General features: G+C 66.9%; 18 protein-coding genes. 8 read left to right on the top strand and 10 right to left on the bottom strand.

Translation table 11 applies throughout. The annotated features are described in order from the left end of the window. The first annotated feature begins 150 nt into the window (after positions 1 to 150). From mgtE to RWO33_RS14525, 3 genes are all read left to right on the top strand, one after another. Positions 151 to 1,512, top strand: coding sequence for a magnesium transporter (gene mgtE, locus RWO33_RS14535; protein ID WP_145478397.1), 1,362 nt, complete (start codon positions 151 to 153; stop codon positions 1,510 to 1,512). 14 nt (positions 1,513 to 1,526) lie between these two features. Then, a complete protein-coding gene (locus RWO33_RS14530; protein ID WP_314105781.1) occupies positions 1,527 to 1,793 on the top strand; it encodes a hypothetical protein in 267 nt (88 codons plus the stop codon). A gap of 67 nt (positions 1,794 to 1,860) precedes the next feature. After that, positions 1,861 to 2,661, top strand: a complete 801-nt coding sequence (locus tag RWO33_RS14525) for a prolyl oligopeptidase family serine peptidase (RefSeq protein WP_314105780.1) — start codon at positions 1,861 to 1,863, stop codon at positions 2,659 to 2,661. Positions 2,662 to 2,700: 39 nt separating this feature from the next. Here RWO33_RS14525 and RWO33_RS14520 read toward each other — a convergent pair whose 3' ends face one another. From RWO33_RS14520 to RWO33_RS14505, 4 genes are all read right to left on the bottom strand, one after another. Next, positions 2,701 to 3,150, bottom strand: coding sequence for a transposase (locus RWO33_RS14520; RefSeq protein WP_314105779.1), 450 nt, complete (start codon positions 3,148 to 3,150; stop codon positions 2,701 to 2,703). Between the two features lie 286 nt (positions 3,151 to 3,436). Further along, positions 3,437 to 4,387 (bottom strand): aspartate carbamoyltransferase catalytic subunit, encoded by a 951-nt coding sequence (locus tag RWO33_RS14515; RefSeq protein WP_314105778.1) that lies wholly within the window; start codon positions 4,385 to 4,387, stop codon positions 3,437 to 3,439. A gap of 16 nt (positions 4,388 to 4,403) precedes the next feature. Beyond that, positions 4,404 to 4,871, bottom strand: a complete 468-nt coding sequence (ruvX, locus tag RWO33_RS14510) for a Holliday junction resolvase RuvX (RefSeq protein WP_314105777.1) — start codon at positions 4,869 to 4,871, stop codon at positions 4,404 to 4,406. Beyond that, positions 4,864 to 5,430 carry a YqgE/AlgH family protein gene (locus RWO33_RS14505; protein WP_145478403.1) on the bottom strand — a complete coding sequence of 189 codons (567 nt, stop codon included), beginning with the start codon at positions 5,428 to 5,430 and terminating at the stop codon, positions 4,864 to 4,866. Before RWO33_RS14505 ends, ruvX begins: the two co-directional genes overlap by 8 nt. A gap of 34 nt (positions 5,431 to 5,464) precedes the next feature. On the opposite strand from RWO33_RS14505, the gene RWO33_RS14500 reads away from it, so the two are divergent. Beyond that, positions 5,465 to 7,309, top strand: a complete 1,845-nt coding sequence (locus RWO33_RS14500) for a DUF4153 domain-containing protein (RefSeq protein ID WP_314105776.1) — start codon at positions 5,465 to 5,467, stop codon at positions 7,307 to 7,309. Continuing rightward, a complete protein-coding gene (locus RWO33_RS14495) occupies positions 7,309 to 7,851 on the top strand; it encodes a DNA-3-methyladenine glycosylase I (RefSeq protein ID WP_314105775.1) in 543 nt (180 codons plus the stop codon). The genes RWO33_RS14500 and RWO33_RS14495 overlap by 1 nt, the downstream gene beginning before the upstream one ends. A gap of 80 nt (positions 7,852 to 7,931) precedes the next feature. Here the strand turns inward: RWO33_RS14495 and RWO33_RS14490 are convergent, their stop codons facing one another. From RWO33_RS14490 to RWO33_RS14470, 5 genes are all read right to left on the bottom strand, one after another. Beyond that, entirely contained in the window at positions 7,932 to 8,639 is a 708-nt protein-coding gene (locus RWO33_RS14490; RefSeq protein ID WP_186308840.1) for a YitT family protein, read from the bottom strand. A gap of 174 nt (positions 8,640 to 8,813) precedes the next feature. Next, the gene (locus RWO33_RS14485; protein ID WP_145478406.1) at positions 8,814 to 9,023 is read right to left on the bottom strand and encodes a DUF4287 domain-containing protein; all 210 of its coding nucleotides are present in this window, start codon (positions 9,021 to 9,023) and stop codon (positions 8,814 to 8,816) included. A 94-nt stretch (positions 9,024 to 9,117) separates the two neighbouring features. Further along, positions 9,118 to 9,711 (bottom strand): hypothetical protein, encoded by a 594-nt coding sequence (locus tag RWO33_RS14480; protein WP_314105774.1) that lies wholly within the window; start codon positions 9,709 to 9,711, stop codon positions 9,118 to 9,120. A gap of 116 nt (positions 9,712 to 9,827) precedes the next feature. Further along, the gene (locus tag RWO33_RS14475) at positions 9,828 to 10,970 is read right to left on the bottom strand and encodes a PilT/PilU family type 4a pilus ATPase (RefSeq protein WP_070206700.1); all 1,143 of its coding nucleotides are present in this window, start codon (positions 10,968 to 10,970) and stop codon (positions 9,828 to 9,830) included. Between the two features lie 126 nt (positions 10,971 to 11,096). Beyond that, a complete protein-coding gene (locus tag RWO33_RS14470; protein ID WP_070208322.1) occupies positions 11,097 to 12,134 on the bottom strand; it encodes a type IV pilus twitching motility protein PilT in 1,038 nt (345 codons plus the stop codon). 200 nt (positions 12,135 to 12,334) lie between these two features. Between RWO33_RS14470 and RWO33_RS14465 the strand changes: the two genes are divergently transcribed. Next, positions 12,335 to 12,985, top strand: coding sequence for a YggS family pyridoxal phosphate-dependent enzyme (locus tag RWO33_RS14465; protein WP_314105782.1), 651 nt, complete (start codon positions 12,335 to 12,337; stop codon positions 12,983 to 12,985). Between the two features lie 43 nt (positions 12,986 to 13,028). Beyond that, on the top strand, positions 13,029 to 13,850 hold the full coding sequence (proC, locus tag RWO33_RS14460; protein WP_314105773.1) for a pyrroline-5-carboxylate reductase: 822 nt from the start codon (positions 13,029 to 13,031) through the stop codon (positions 13,848 to 13,850). Between the two features lie 6 nt (positions 13,851 to 13,856). Here proC and soxR read toward each other — a convergent pair whose 3' ends face one another. Continuing rightward, a complete protein-coding gene (soxR, locus tag RWO33_RS14455; RefSeq protein WP_186308841.1) occupies positions 13,857 to 14,291 on the bottom strand; it encodes a redox-sensitive transcriptional activator SoxR in 435 nt (144 codons plus the stop codon). Positions 14,292 to 14,380: 89 nt separating this feature from the next. Between soxR and RWO33_RS14450 the strand changes: the two genes are divergently transcribed. Beyond that, the coding region (locus tag RWO33_RS14450) for an MFS transporter (protein ID WP_314105771.1) at positions 14,381 to 14,972 on the top strand (592 nt) is incomplete at its 3' end.

Genomic DNA, 14,972 nt, shown 5'->3' with positions numbered 1-14,972 from the left:
CGGATCGCCTGGGCCGGCCAACGGCCGGCGCTACCGGCGTCATCACCTTCCGGTTTGTCATGCATCCAAGCGATAATGACGCGGTGACCACCCCCTCTGCCGCATCCTGTCCGGGATAGCGGCCTTTTTCTTTTCCCGCGGGAGCTGTGCATGGCCGAAGCCGTACGCCACGACAAGACGGCGCGCCAGTTGCGACTGTTGTCCGATGCGCTGGACAGCGGCCGGCTGGGTCCGGTGCGCCGGCTGGTCAATACGCTGGCGCCGGCCGAGATCGGCAACCTGCTGGAATCGCTGCCGCCGGGCAAGCGTGAAGTGGTGTGGGGGCTGGTCGACCCGGAAGACGATGGCGAGGTGCTGGTCCACGTCGGCGAGGAAGTGCGCGAAAGCCTGCTGGCCGACATGGACCCGGACGAGATCATCGCCGCGGTCGAAGACCTGGATATCGACGACCTGGCCGACCTGGTCGAAGACCTGCCCGATACGGTCATCGACGAAGTGCTCAAGTCGATGGACCGCGAGAACCGCGAGCGGCTCGAACAGGTCCTGTCGTATCCCGAGGACAGCGCCGGCCGCCTGATGAACCCGGACGTGGTGACCGTGCGCGCCGACGTCAACGTCGACGTGGTGCTGCGCTACCTGCGCCTGCGCGGCGAGCTGCCGGACCACACCGACCACCTGTTCGTGGTCAGCCGCCGCCACCAGTACCTGGGCCGGCTCTCGCTGGCATCGCTGGTGACCCATGAAGACAGCACCCCGATCAACCGGCTGATCGACGACGAACAGCCGGCCATCGACGTGGGCGAGAGCGCCGACGAAGTCGCGCGGCAGTTCTCCGACCATGACTGGGTCTCGGCGCCGGTGGTGGACGACAACAACATCCTGCTCGGCCGCATCACCATCGATGACGTGGTCGACATCATCCGTTCGCAGGCCGAGCACCAGGCGCTGGGCGCCGCCGGCCTGGACGAGGAAGAAGACCTGTTCTCGCCGATCAAGCGCGCCGTGCGTGGCCGCGTGGTCTGGCTGGGCATCAACCTGTGCACCGCGTTCCTCGCCGCCAGCGTGATCGGCCAGTTCGAACTGACCCTGCAGAAGGTGGTGGCGCTGGCGGTGCTGATGCCGATCGTGGCCGGCGTCGGCGGCAACGCAGCGGTGCAGGTGCTGACCCTGATGGTGCGCGGCATCGCGCTGGGCCAGGTCGGTCAGAGCAACGCGCGCATCCTGCTGTGGAAGGAATCGCGGGTGGCGCTGATCAACGGCACGCTGATCGGCACCGTGGTCGGCATCATCGCCTACCTGTGGTTCCACAGCTTCCTGCTGTCGCTGGTGATCACGCTCGCGCTGATCATCAACTTCTGCGCGGCGGCGCTGGCGGGCGTGCTGTTGCCCTTGCTGCTCAAGCGCATGAACGTGGACCCGGCCGTGGCCGGGACCGTGGTGGTCACCGCGGTGACCGACGTCATGGGCTTCTTCAGCTTCCTGGGCCTGGCCACCCTGATCCTGCTGCACTGACCGGGTATTCCTGCATGGCCGTGACCGTCGACAACTATTTCACCGCCGGCTGGCGCGACCAGCTGCATACCTGCCCCGCCTGCGAATGGCAGGGCGCCTCGCGCCAGATGAGCATGGAACTGCACGAGGACGAGGCCGAGTTCGACTGCCCGCAGTGCGAGAATCCGATCCTGCTGGTGGTGCACCCCAGCCTGGCGCAGGTGCAGGCCGCTGCCGCCGCCGGTCATCCCGAAGCGATCGAGCAGCTGGACATCCTGGCCTCGGTACCGCGTCCGGACTGATGCACTGCAAGATGCCTGCGCCGGCGTCCGCGCCTAGACTGAAAACGATTTCAGCCGAGGAATGGGAATGGCACGACAGCGCGCGGGATGGTGGATGTGGGTGGTGGCAGTGCTGGCCATGAGCGGCTGCGCCACGGCCCGTGGCCCGGACACGGGGCATTTCGTGGAGCGCAGCGTGACCGTAGACGGGCATGTGTCGCGCTACCAGGTGTTCGTGCCGCGCAATGCCGAGGCGCAGCGCGGCGCGTTGCCGGTGGTGTTGTTCCTGCACGGGTCAGGCGAGCGTGGCAGTGATGGCCACCGCCAGACCACCGCAGGACTGGGCCCGCACCTGCGCGAGCATGCGCGCGACTTCCCGGCGCTGGTGGTGCTGCCGCAGGCGCCGGCCGATCAGGAATGGGCCGGCGTGAACAACCGCATCGCCTTGGCCGCGCTGGATGCCACCCTCGCAGAGTTCGGTGCCGATCCTGCGCGGCAGTACCTCACCGGCATGTCGATGGGCGGTTACGGCAGCTGGAACATCGCGCTGGAGCACCCCACCCGTTTCGCCGCGATCGTCCCGGTGTGCGGCGCGGTGCTGGCGCCGCGCGCGGTGCGCGCCACCTTGTTCGTGGAACCGGTGGCGGGCGAAGCGGATCCGTATGCGGCCATGGCCGCACGCCTGAAGGCGACCCCGATCTGGATGTTCCATGGGGCGCTGGACGACGTGGTGCTGCCCGACGACGACCGCCGGTTGAAGACCGCGTTCGACCGCGCCGGTGCGAAGGATGTGCGCTACACCGAGTACCCGCAAGGCAACCACAACGCGTGGGATGCGACGTATGCAGACGCGGCGATGTGGGAGTGGCTGTTCGCGCAGAAGCGGTAGCGCCGGCCGTTGGCCGGCCCACGGGGTGCAGGAACGGGCCTACAGCGGCCAACGACACCATGCATACCTGTATTCACCGATGTTCGCGGTGATTCCCGCGCGAATTGGATTACCGACGATGTAGCGTGCGTGGCGCAACAATGCTTCGTCCGCGCGCAGCGCATGATCGAAGAATCCGGGTTGCCACACCTTTCCCTGACTGCGATTCAGGCGGTTTACCGCCAGCGCACTTGAGGATTTGAAGCGTCGCGCGATGTACGCCAATGACTGGGAGCGCAGCTCGAACATCCAGTGAATGTGGTCGGGCATGACGACCCACGCCAAGGTATGGGTGCATCGGCTGCGATCCATCATGCGGAACTGATCGACCACGATCTCGGCGGCTTCTGGATCATCAAACCAACGGGCTTGCCTGGTGCAACGTGTCGTCAGGACGTAGATCCGCCCAACGATGCTGCGACGCCCAAGACGGAGACGGTTGCTGCTCATCCACCCATCCTGGTCGGATGGTTGGGCGTTCGAAACCAGGGGAACGCAGACATCTTCGTCGGCCGTTACCGTCCCTCAGTGTAGGGAGCAATACGTGGGCCGGCCAACGGCCGGCGCTACCGCGGTGCGGGCTTTTGGTCGATTGATCCCAATCCCACCAGCCCCGTAAAAATTCGTAGCCCCGGCCGTTGGCCGGACACCGCGCGCAGCGCGGCCCAAGCATCCCTAGCCGGAAACACACCGCCCCCCTTGTTTCGTCCGGAGTTCACACCATCCGAAGCCCCCATCACCCCAACAACGTCTCCAACACCGCCATGCGCACGGCCACGCCGTTGGCGACCTGGCGCAGCACCCACGACTGCGGGCCGTCAGCCACTTCGTCGGTCACTTCCACGCCGCGGTTGATCGGGCCCGGGTGCAGCACGGCGGCGTCCTGGCCGGCGCGCTTCAGGCGCCTGGCATCCAGGCCGTACTGCGCGTGGTACTGCTCGATCGATGGCACCAGGCCCTCTTCCATGCGCTCGCGCTGCAGGCGCAGCATCATCAGCGCGTCGACGCCTTCCAGCATCTGGTCGAAGTCCTGGCCGACGATGCAGCCCTTCAGGGTGTCGTCGTCCGGCAGCAGCGACTGTGGGCCGCAGACACGGATTTCGCCCACGCCCAGCGTGCGCAGCGCATGCAGGTCGGTGCGGGCCACGCGCGAGTGCTTCACGTCGCCGACGATCACCACTTTCATCTTCGAAAAATCGCCACCCTTGGCCTGGCGCAGGGTCAGCATGTCCAGCAGGCCCTGGGTCGGGTGTGCGCTGCGGCCGTCGCCGGCATTGATCAGCGCGGTGCCCTCGCCCGCTGCGGCGGCCAGTTCGGCCACGGCACCGTCATCCGGGTGGCGCACCACGAAGCCACGCACGCCCATCGCCTCCAGGTTCTTCAGCGTGTCGCAGGCGGTTTCGCCCTTGCGCGTGGACGAGGTGGAGGCGTCGAAGTTGAGCACGTCCGCACCCAGCCGCTGCGCGGCCAGCTGGAACGAGCTGCGGGTGCGGGTGGAGGGTTCGAAGAACAGCGTGCACACCGCCGAACCGCCCAGTACGTGGCGCTTGTTGCCGACCCGGCCGACCGCGGCGTCGCGGATCTGGCCGGCGCGGTCGAGCAGCTGCAGCAGGGTTTCGCGGGGCAGACCTTCCAGGGTCAGCAGGTGGCGCAGGCGTCCGTCGGAATCGAGTTGCGAGGCGGTCATGGGCAGGGTCTGGGGGTCAGGAAACGGGGGTGGCGTCGTCGGGCGAGGACAGCCAGCGTTCGATGATCACCGCCGCGGCCACCGCATCCAGCGTGGCCGCGTCGCGGCGACGCTTGCGGCCTTCGGCGCGCTCGACGGCGAAGCGGCGGGCGGCTTCGACCGAGCTGGAACGCTCGTCGACCAGCACCACCGGCAGTTTGAAACGTTCCCGCAGCTGGCGGGCGAAACCCTGCGCGCGCTTGCGGTTGGGCTGGTCCTGGCCGTCCAGGGTGAGCGGATCGCCCACCACCAGGCCGTCGGGCCGCCACTCCTTGATCAGCCGTTCCACGGCGGTCCAGTCCGGGCCGTTGCCATGCACGTCCACCACCGCGATGGCGCGGGCATGGGTGCCGAACGAACTGCCGATGGCCACGCCGATCCGGCGCGAGCCGACGTCGAAGCCGAGCACGGTGCCGTCGCGGCGGATGGTCGCCGGCTCAGACATTGCCGCTGTAGTCGGTCAGCCGGAACAGGTCCACGCCGATGCGCGAGGCCGCTCCCTGCCAACGCTGCTCCAACGGGGTGTCGAACAGCAGTTCGGCATCGGCGGGCACGGTGAGCCAGCTGTTGTCGGCGATCTCCGCTTCCAGCTGGCCCTCGGCCCAGCCGGCACACCCCAGGGTGACCAGCGCATGGCGCGGGCCTTCGCCGCGGGCCATGGCTTCGAGGATGTCGCGTGACGTGGTCAGGTACACGCCCTGGCCGACCTGCAGGCTCGAGTCCCAGCCGCTGGCATCGTCATGGATGACGAAGCCGCGCTCGGGATGGACGGGGCCGCCGTTGAGCACCACCTGGTCGCGCAGGACCCGGTCGTCGGTCTGGATCTCCATCTGTGCCAGCACATCGCCCAGCGTGTATTCGGACGGCTGGTTGACCAGCACGCCCATCGCACCGTTTTCGTCGTGCTGGCAGATCAGCGCCACCGTGCGCGCGAAGGTGGGATCGGTCAGCGAGGGCAGCGCGACCAGCAGGTGATGGGCAAGAGTGGTGGGCAACCTGGACATGGGCCCATTCTACCCGCTGCGTCCGGACACGGGCGTGAGCTTGGGCTACGATGCGGGCACTCAAGCAGGGATGCGCATGATGGATCACCACCCAACCTTACCCCCCGCCTCGCGCCGGGCAATCGTCCTGATCGCATTGTTGCAGGGGCTGATGTTGTATGCCGTCCAGGAGGCTGCCGACAACTGGCCTTTCAACGTGTTCGCCAATCGCCTGGCCTGGTATGCATGGGTACTTACCGTCCCGACCGCGATCACGCTGACCCTGGTGGACCTTCGGGACCGCCGATTGTGGCTGCATGCGGGCCTGGCCACAGTGCTGGTGTTGGGCATGGCAGGCTGGATTGGCTGGAATCTGGGAGGGCCGACCGCCGACCTGCGCAAAGCCATGTTGCTGGTGCCATTCACCCTATCACTGGGAATCGCGGTCTTTGTCGCGCTGCCGTGGTGGCAGTTCAGGCTCCATCAGGGCCACTGGCGTGCCACGTATGCAGCGCTGTTCGAACATGCGTGGCAGAACGGATTGACCTTGGCACTGGCGGCGGCGTTTTCCGCGCTGACTTGGATGCTGCTGTGGCTGTCGGCAGCGCTGTTCAATCTGGTTGGCCTGGACATCCTCAAGCACCTGCTTGGCGAGAAAGTCGTCATTGCGCTGGTTACCGGGATGCTGGCGGGCTTTGGCGTGCTGATCGGGCGCACGCAGCACCGCGCCATCCGCACCATCCGTCAGGTCCTTTTCGCGGTATCACGAGGGCTGCTGCCGCTACTGGCGTTCTTCGCCGTCATCTTCGTGGCTTGCCTGCCTTTCACCGGACTGGACGCTTTGCTGGGCACGCGCATGGCCGCCAGCGTGATGCTCGTCCTGATGTTGTTGCTGGTGACGTTCACCAATGCCGTTTACCAGCATGAGAGTGACCAACCGGCGTATCCGAGGCCGCTGCGCAGACTTGTCGAAGCGAGCCTGCTTACGCTGCCTGTTTACGCCGCACTGGCGCTCTACGCGCTGGCCCTGCGCATCAGCCAGTACGGCTGGTCGCAGGATCGTTTCTGGGGGCTGCTGGTTGCTTCCTTGCTGGCCGGCTATGCGGTGGGCTACGCCCGGGCGGCTCTACGCCCGCGGGGTCATTGGCTGCAGCAGATCGAGCCCGTCAACCGCTGGATGTGCTGGGCGGTGCTTGCCGTCGCGGTGCTGGTCAACACGCCTGTACTGGATCCGATCCGGATCAGCCTGGCCAGTCAGGTCGCCAGGCTGGAGGCCAAAGCACCGGCAATCACATCCGACGAAGCCACCGAACTGCGCGTCAATTACGGCCGCCGAGGCGTAACGGCGCTGAAGTCGCTGCAGCAGGCGCCCGCCGTCATGGCCGACCCAGGCGCCCGAAGGGTCGTTGCAGACGTGCTCGGCGGCCCCCCGAAACAACCGCCCGTTAGAGCCCATCCCAATCCCATCATTGTCCCGATCACTGACCTCACGGTGCTGCAGCAGCACATTAAGCTGGGCAAGGGCAGCCGTGCGCCGGACGCGGACTGGTGGCAGGCAATGCTGGCGGAGACGGTGTGGACTAACGGCTGCCTGCATCTGTACCAGAGCTGCGTCGCACTGCGGCGGGACATGGACGGCGATGGCGTGGACGACATGCTGCTGTGCAGGCAGCCCAAAGAAGGCGGCGCGTTCTGCAGACTGCATGCCCGGGATGGATCAGTCTGGACCAATGCCGGTAAGCTGTACTTTGATCTGGATGCATCAGAGCGCGACGATCCGCAGAAGAACCCACTGCTGCTGGGACATCTGGAGGTGCGGCCTTCTCGCTGGCCACTTTTCTCCCTCGGTGACGGTCCCTTCCAGCCCGTCGACGAGCCAGTTGCCAAAGAAGGCCAATGATGAGCGGATACTGCCAGATCGCCCCGGGCCATCCGGTCCACGGGCATTACCACGACCACGAATACGGCTTCCCGCAGCGCGACGAACGCGAGCTGTTCGAGCGCCTGCTGCTGGAAATCAACCAGGCCGGGCTGAGCTGGGAAACCATCCTGAAGAAGCGCGAAGGCTTCCGCGCGGCCTACGACCAGTTCGACGTGGACACCGTGGCCGGCTACGGCGAGCGCGAGGTGGAGCGCCTGCTCAACGATCCCGGGATCATCCGCAACCGGCTCAAGGTGCACGCGGCGATACACAACGCGCAGGTGATCCAGCAGCTGCGGGCCAGCCACGGCAGTTTCGCGGCCTGGCTCGACGCACACCATCCGCGCGACAAGGCCGAGTGGGTGAAGCTGTTCAAGAAGACCTTCCGCTTCACCGGCGGCGAGATCACCGGCGAGTTCCTGATGAGCCTGGGCTATCTGCCGGGGGCGCACGCGAAGGACTGCCCGGTGTACAAGCGGTTGGCGAAGATTCCACCGCCGTGGGCCGCTGCATCGCGATGAGCCCGGCATCGCCCGGGCCGGCCAACGGCCGGCGCTACCGGGGTGCGGCGCCCCGGGTCGACTGAGGCGGCGCCGCCCCGTCAAACGCCCATGTAGCGGCCGGGCCGATGGTTGAACATCAGCACCAGGCTGAGCACCACCGCGCCAATGGCCGAATACATCACCTTGTCCGGCGACAGCACGAAGAACGCCACACCCATCAGCAGGGTGTCGAACGACATCTGCACCTTGCCGGCGCTCCAGCCGCGCGTGCGCTGCAGGTACACCGCCAGGATGCCGATGCCGCCCAGGCTGGCGCGGTGGCGGATGTAGAACAGGATGCCAAGCCCGGCCAGCGCGCCACCGACCAGCGCTGAATACAGCGAGCTCATGTGGGCGAAATCGGCCCAGCGCGGCAGCAGGTCGGTCAGCACCCCGCAGGCAGTGACCGCGGCGAAGGTCTTCAGGGTGAATTCCCAGCCCATGCGCCGTACCGCCACCCAGTAGAACGGCAGGTTGACCAGCACGAACACCAGACCGAAGTTCCAGTCGAAGGCGTAGTGGGCCAGGAACGCCAACCCGGCCATCCCGCCGATCATCAGCCCGCCCTTGGCGAAGATCGCCAGCCCCAGCGAGGCCACCAGCGTGGCCAGGATCATGCCCTGCACGTCTTCGGCCACCGAATGGCGCAGCGCTTTTTCGTCGGCCACGGTGCCGGCGCTGTCCGGCGGCGGCGTCAGTGGGCCTGCGGTGACCAGATGGCCGTCGGCGTCGTCGCACGGCGCGGGGCCATGGGATTCAAGGGACATGGGGGTGGGGCCAGACACGTGGGGAGCGGTATTAGACACGATCGGCGTGACAGTTGCAGGTGAAATCGATTCATCCCGCCCGCCCCCCCCCGCCGCACCACCGTGGGCCGCCCTGCTAGCGCCCCACCGCCGGCCGCCCCGGCAGCCCACGCCCGTTGGTCGTGCGCGCCAGCCCTACCGCGCCTTCAGATGATGGGCCACCAGCGCATTGGCATGCCCATGGCCCAAGCCATGCTGCTCCTTCAGGAACCCCACCAGCGCCATGTGCTTCAGCCCCCCCTGGGTGGCCAGCAGGGCGAGCCAATGGCCAACTGGCTGGCCATAGGTCTTCTCAATGGAGGGGAAATACGACGCAGGGCCTTTGACCGGGGCGGTGTCGCTCATGACCGTTTCCTCGCAGATGGGTTCATCCATTACGACGTCCCGACAGCTTTGGAATCGACATGCGGGCCCACCGCCCCGGCGCAGTGACTCCCTGCTACCTGCCGCCGTTGGTCAGGAACATGGCGACGAACAGCAGCAGCAGGAACAGGCCCCCGACCACGGCCACCAGGATATGCAGGGCGCCGAAGCGGTCCATGCGCCCGGTGTCCACCCGTTCGTCCTGGTGGTAGCGCCGCAGCAGGCTGTTGACCGGCAGCAGCGGAACGAAGACGAACAGGGCCAGCAGCCAGCCGGCGTTGGGCAGGCGTGCGGCCAGGTTGAGCAGGAAGTAGGTCACTGCCAGCAGCCCGGGCGCGAAGGCGAGATCGCGCCTGCGGTTGCTGGCGGCGTCACGCAGCTCGCGGAAACACAGATACGCCCAGAGCGGCGAGAACAGCGCGCGGGCCCACGGCCACTGGGTTCCCCCGGTTTCGCGCTGGATCGCCTGCCAGTTGCGCCAGAACCAATACACCACGTACAGCCCCAGCGTGGTCAGCGACAACACCACCAGCTTCATCGACGACGGTGAGTAGTATGCCGCCGCCTCGCTGATCGGCTGGGCGCGGACGCCGGTTTCGGGCAAGGTGCGCGGCAGTGCGGGTGGCACCGGGAACGTGGCCGGTGCGCGGTACGGATCATGCAATTCCATGTGCATTCTCATCATTGGCAGTGTCACCGGCACGGTGCCGGCCCCTTGAAACACCACGTGCAACAAAGGCGCGCCGGCATTGCACCGTACGCGCCCTTTTTTCCGCATCCGCAGGTTCAGCGGACTTCGGAAATCTCCACCCCGTCCAGGCCCTGCGACAGCGTGCGCGCATCCCCGCCCTGCGACAGCTTGATGCGCAGGCGCACTTCATTCTGCGAATCGGCATAGCGCAGCGCGTCTTCGTAGCTGATCTCACCGGCCTGGTACAGCTCGAACAGGCTCTGGTCGAAGGTGCGCATGCCCAGCTGCACCGACTCCTTCATCACTTCCTTGAGCTTGTGGATCTCGCCGTCGCGGATGTAATCCTGCACCAGCGGCGTGCCGAGCATGATTTCCATCGCCACCTTGCGCGACTTGCCGTCCGGCGAAGGAATCAGCTGCTGCGCGACCACGCCCTTGAGGTTCAGCGACAGGTCCATCAGCAGCTGGTTGCGGCGGTCTTCCGGGAAGAAGTTGATGATGCGGTCCATCGCCTGGTTGGCGTTGTTGGCATGCAGGGTGCACAGCACCAGGTGGCCGGTTTCGGCGAATGCGATGGCGTGGTCCATGCCCTCGCGGGTACGCACCTCGCCGATCATGATCACGTCCGGGGCCTGGCGCAGGGTGTTCTTCAGCGCCGCTTCCCAGCTGTCGGTGTCGATGCCGACTTCGCGCTGGGTGATGATGCAGCCTTCGTGCTTGTGCACGAATTCGATCGGGTCTTCGATGGTGATGATGTGCCCGGTGGAGTTCAGATTGCGGTAGCCGATCATCGCTGCCAGCGAGGTCGACTTGCCGGTACCGGTGGCACCCACGAACAGGATGATGCCGCGCTTGGTCATCGCCAGCGTCTTGATGATCGGCGGCAGGCTCAGCTCTTCCACGGTGGGAATGCGGGTTTCGATCCGGCGCAGCACCATGCCGACCTGGTTGCGCTGGTAGAAGCAGCTCACGCGGAAGCGGCCGACACCGGACAGGCCGATGGCGAAGTTGCACTCGTGGGTCTTTTCGAATTCTTCGCGCTGCGCCGGCGTCATCACGTTCAACACCAGGTCGCGGCTCTGCTGTGGCGTGAGCGGAGTCTGGGTGATCGGCGAGATCTTGCCGTTGACCTTGATCGCTGGCGGCATGCCCGCGGTGATGAACAGGTCCGACGCCTTCTGGTGCGCCATCAGCTTGAGGAACGAGGTGAAGTCGATGGTGGTGCTGGTGGTGTTCATTGCGGTGGACTCCGGATGCCTTGCCGAGGGCCGGCCAACGTCATGCCCGGCATCCTGCCGGGCACCCTACGGGCCGTCGCTTCGCGACGTTGAGAACGGCTCCTGCCGTCCTCTTCGGCGCTGTTTTTACTCGAAGATGCGCTTGTCCTTGGCGTATTCCTTGGCCTGGTTGCGCGTGATCAGGCTGCGCTTGACCAGGTCCTGCAGGTGCTGGTCGAGCGTCATCATGCCCATCTGCTGGCCAGTCTGGATCGCCGAGTACATCTGCGCCACCTTGTCCTCGCGGATCAGGTTGCGGATGGCCGGGGTGCCCACCATGATTTCCCACGCTGCGGTACGGCCACCGCCGACCTTCTTCAGCAGGGCCTGCGAAATGACCGCACGCAGCGACTCGGACAACATCGAGCGCACCATCGGCTTTTCGCCGGCGGGGAACACGTCGATGATGCGGTCGATGGTCTTGGCCGCCGAACTGGTATGCAGGGTGCCGAACACCAGGTGGCCGGTTTCGGCGGCGGTCAGCGCCAGGCGGATGGTTTCCAGGTCGCGGAGTTCGCCGACCAGGATGATATCCGGGTCTTCACGCAGTGCCGAACGCAGCGCTTCGTTGAAGCCGTGCGTGTCGCGGTGCACTTCGCGCTGGTTGATCAGGCACTTCTGCGAGGTGTGCACGAATTCGATCGGATCCTCGACGGTGAGGATGTGGCCGTATTCGTTCTTGTTGATGTGGTCGATCATCGCCGCCAGCGTGGTCGACTTGCCCGACCCGGTCGGGCCGGTGACCAGGATCAGGCCCTGCGGCTGGTCGATCAGCTCACGGAAGATCGGCGGCACGGCCAGGTCTTCCAGGGTGAGCACTTCGGACGGAATGGTACGGAACACCGCACCGGCGCCACGGTTCTGGTTGAACGCGTTGACGCGGAAGCGCGCCAGGCTGGGAATCTCGAACGAGAAGTCGACTTCGAGGAATTCCTCGTAATCGCGGCGCTGCTTGTCCGACATGATGTCGTAAACGAGCGCATGGACCTGCTTGTGGTCCAGGGCCGGAATATTGATGCGACGGACATCGCCGTCCACGCGGATCATCGGCGGCAGGCCTGCCGACAGATGAAGGTCCGACGCTTTGTTCTTCACGGAAAACGCCAACAGTTCGGCGATATCCATACGCTGCTACTCCCCATAGACTGCTGCGACTGGAAGGATCTTTCCCCGGTCGGCAGTATAGCCTCCCTGATCCACCTGAAAATCTTCTTTTCGGAGCGGCCTCTTTCCAGGGCTGTTCCTTGCCAAAGCGGCCCGTTGTCCGCCTGCCCGTGAGTGCCCTGCCCGTGACTGCCCTGCCCCTGCCCACCCTGCTGCTGAACCTGCACAACGCGGCTACGGCCGCCGGTCGGCCAACGCCGCGCCTGCTGGCGGTCTCCAAGACCCAGCCGGCCGAAGCCGTCGCCCAGCTGGCAGCGCAGGGCCAACGGGCGTTCGGCGAGAACTACGTGCAGGAAGCCGTGGCCAAGATCGATGCGCTGGCCGCACTCGGGCTGGAGTGGCACCTGATCGGGCACCTGCAGTCGAACAAGGCCGACCTGGCCGCACAACGCTTCGACTGGGTGCAGAGCGTGGACCGGGCCAAACTGGTGAAGGCCCTGGCCGCACACCGCCCCGCCGCGCTGCCGCCGTTGAACGTGCTGGTACAGGTCAATATCGACGACGAAGACAGCAAACACGGCTGCAGCCCCGACGCCGTCCCGGCACTGGCGGCCGCCATCGCCGCCGAACCGCGCCTGTGCCTGCGCGGGCTGATGGCCATTCCCGCCCCCTGGCCCGACGCCGCTCGCCGCGCGCAGGCCTTCGAACGCATGCACGCGCTGTTTGTCGACCTCGCGGCCGGGCACCCGCAGGTCGACACCCTGTCGATGGGCATGAGCGGGGACTACCCCGAGGCCATCGCCCATGGCGCCACCATGGTCCGCGTCGGCACCGCCCTGTTCGGCGCACGCCACCGACCCGATCCACAGTAGAGCGGGGCCCTGCCCCACTGCCCCACCTGACCGAGGACCCCACATGACCCCCACTTCGATCACCTTCATCGGCGGCGGCAACATGGCCCGCAGCCTGATCGCCGGCCTCGTCCGCAAGGGCACTGCGCCGGGCCACATCCATGTAGCCGAACCGGTTGTCGAACTGCGCAGCCAGCTCACCGCCGAATTCGGCGTCAAAACGTATGCCAGCGCCACCGAGGCTGCCGCGCAGGGCACGGTCTGGGTGCTGGCGGTAAAGCCGCAGGTGCTGCGCGATGTCTGCGCCGGGCTGGCCGCTATCGCCCAGGGGAAGGCGCCGCTGGTGGTCTCCATCGCCGCCGGCATCACCAGCGCGCAGCTGCAGCGGTGGCTGGGCGGCGGCGGTGCGGTGGTCCGCGCCATGCCCAACACCCCGGCCCTGCTGGGCGCCGGCGTCACCGGGCTGTTTGCCACCGCTGGCGTGAGCGCGGAGCAGCGCCGCCAGGCCGATGAGGTGCTTGCCAGCGCCGGGCGTACCGTGTGGATCGATGACGAAGCGCGGATGGACGCGGTCACCGCCGTTTCCGGCAGCGGGCCGGCCTACGTGTTCCTGCTGGCCGAAGCCATGGAGGCTGCCGCCATCGCACAAGGCCTGCCGGCCGACGCCGCGCGCACCCTGGTGGTACAGACCCTGCTCGGTGCCAGCCGCATGCTGGACGAATCCGGGGAAGCGCCGGCCGAGCTGCGTCGTCGCGTCACCTCGCCCAACGGCACCACGCAGGCGGCCATCGAGAGTTTCCAGGGCGAGGATTTCGAGGCCATCGTGGCGCGCGCGATCGACGCGGCGACGCGACGGGGGCAGGCGTTGTCGGCGGCCAACGACTGATCGGGTTCACCCCCAACGCTGCGCACCGTCGCCCTGCTCTGCCAATGCATCGCCCGGGTTGGCCAGGCGGCAGCGCTTCAATGACAGGCAGCCGCAGCCGATGCAGTCGGTGAGCTGGTCGCGCAGCATCAGCAGTTCCTCGACGCGCTGATCCAGTTCGGCGCGCCAGCGCGCCGACATCTTCGCCCACTCCGCGCGGGTCGGGGTCTTGTTCTCCGGCAGCGCGGCGAACGCATGCGCCACCGCCTCCAGCGGCATGCCGACCCGCTGGGCCACGCGGATCACCGCCAATCGACGCAGCACGTCGCGGCCGAAACGGCGCTGGTTGCCGGCCGTGCGCAGGCTGCGGATCAACCCCTTGCGCTCGTAGAAGTGCAGCGCCGATACCGCCACGCCGCTGCGTCGTGCCACCTCGCCTACACTCAACTCCTGCGCGATCACTGCTTGACCTCAACCTTGGTTCAGGTGTCATCGTGCGGCACCCCGTGGCGCACCGCAAGCGCCCCGCTTCCCCGTTGCCTGGATCCCGCATGTCTTCCGATGTCGCTTCACTGCCTGCCGCCGATGCGCCTGCATCGATCCTCTCGCCACGCTACCGCGCCACCACCATCGGCATGGTCGCGCTGGTATCGCTGCATGCGTTCGAAGCGCTGGCCGTGGCGGCGGCGATGCCCACCGTCGCCCACGACCTGGACGGACTGCGCCTGTACGCGCTGGCCTTCGGCGGCACCCTGGCCACCAGCGTGATCGGCATGACCCTGGCCGGGCGCTGGAGCGACCGCGCGGGCCCGGCACGGCCGTTGTGGCTGGGCCTGGCCTGCTTCATCGCCGGGCTGCTGGTGGCCGGGCTGGCGCAGCACATGCCGGTGCTGGTGCTGGGCCGCCTGCTGCAGGGACTGGGCGCCGGTGCGATCTCGGTGGCGTTGTACGTGCTGGTCGGACGCACCTTCCCCGAGTCGCTGCGGCCACGCGTGTTCGCCGCGTTCTCGGCCGGTTGGGTGGTGCCCTCGCTGGTCGGCCCGGCGATCAGCGGCCTGATCGTGCAGCACCTGGGCTGGCGCTGGGTGTTCCTGGGCGTGCCGCTGCTTGCCATCCCGGCCGCGCTGCTGTTGCGGCCGGCAC

It is taken from the genome of uncultured Stenotrophomonas sp. (assembly GCF_963519925.1).
Classification (GTDB): Bacteria; Pseudomonadota; Gammaproteobacteria; order Xanthomonadales; family Xanthomonadaceae; genus Stenotrophomonas; species Stenotrophomonas maltophilia_AE.
The sequence above is the reverse complement of the archived record's forward strand: the minus strand, read 5'-3'. Positions and strand labels throughout refer to the sequence as shown.

Coding starts and splice junctions, on each gene's coding strand:
- mgtE (WP_145478397.1), top strand. CDS start 151: ATGGCCGAAGCCGTACGCCACGACAAGACGGCGCGCCAGTTGCGACTG.
- RWO33_RS14530 (WP_314105781.1), top strand. CDS start 1,527: ATGGCCGTGACCGTCGACAACTATTTCACCGCCGGCTGGCGCGACCAG.
- RWO33_RS14525 (WP_314105780.1), top strand. CDS start 1,861: ATGGCACGACAGCGCGCGGGATGGTGGATGTGGGTGGTGGCAGTGCTG.
- RWO33_RS14520 (WP_314105779.1), bottom strand. CDS start 3,150: ATGAGCAGCAACCGTCTCCGTCTTGGGCGTCGCAGCATCGTTGGGCGG.
- RWO33_RS14515 (WP_314105778.1), bottom strand. CDS start 4,387: ATGACCGCCTCGCAACTCGATTCCGACGGACGCCTGCGCCACCTGCTG.
- ruvX (WP_314105777.1), bottom strand. CDS start 4,871: ATGTCTGAGCCGGCGACCATCCGCCGCGACGGCACCGTGCTCGGCTTC.
- RWO33_RS14505 (WP_145478403.1), bottom strand. CDS start 5,430: ATGTCCAGGTTGCCCACCACTCTTGCCCATCACCTGCTGGTCGCGCTG.
- RWO33_RS14495 (WP_314105775.1), top strand. CDS start 7,309: ATGAGCGGATACTGCCAGATCGCCCCGGGCCATCCGGTCCACGGGCAT.
- RWO33_RS14490 (WP_186308840.1), bottom strand. CDS start 8,639: ATGTCCCTTGAATCCCATGGCCCCGCGCCGTGCGACGACGCCGACGGC.
- RWO33_RS14485 (WP_145478406.1), bottom strand. CDS start 9,023: ATGAGCGACACCGCCCCGGTCAAAGGCCCTGCGTCGTATTTCCCCTCC.
- RWO33_RS14480 (WP_314105774.1), bottom strand. CDS start 9,711: ATGGAATTGCATGATCCGTACCGCGCACCGGCCACGTTCCCGGTGCCA.
- RWO33_RS14475 (WP_070206700.1), bottom strand. CDS start 10,970: ATGAACACCACCAGCACCACCATCGACTTCACCTCGTTCCTCAAGCTG.
- RWO33_RS14470 (WP_070208322.1), bottom strand. CDS start 12,134: ATGGATATCGCCGAACTGTTGGCGTTTTCCGTGAAGAACAAAGCGTCG.
- proC (WP_314105773.1), top strand. CDS start 13,029: ATGACCCCCACTTCGATCACCTTCATCGGCGGCGGCAACATGGCCCGC.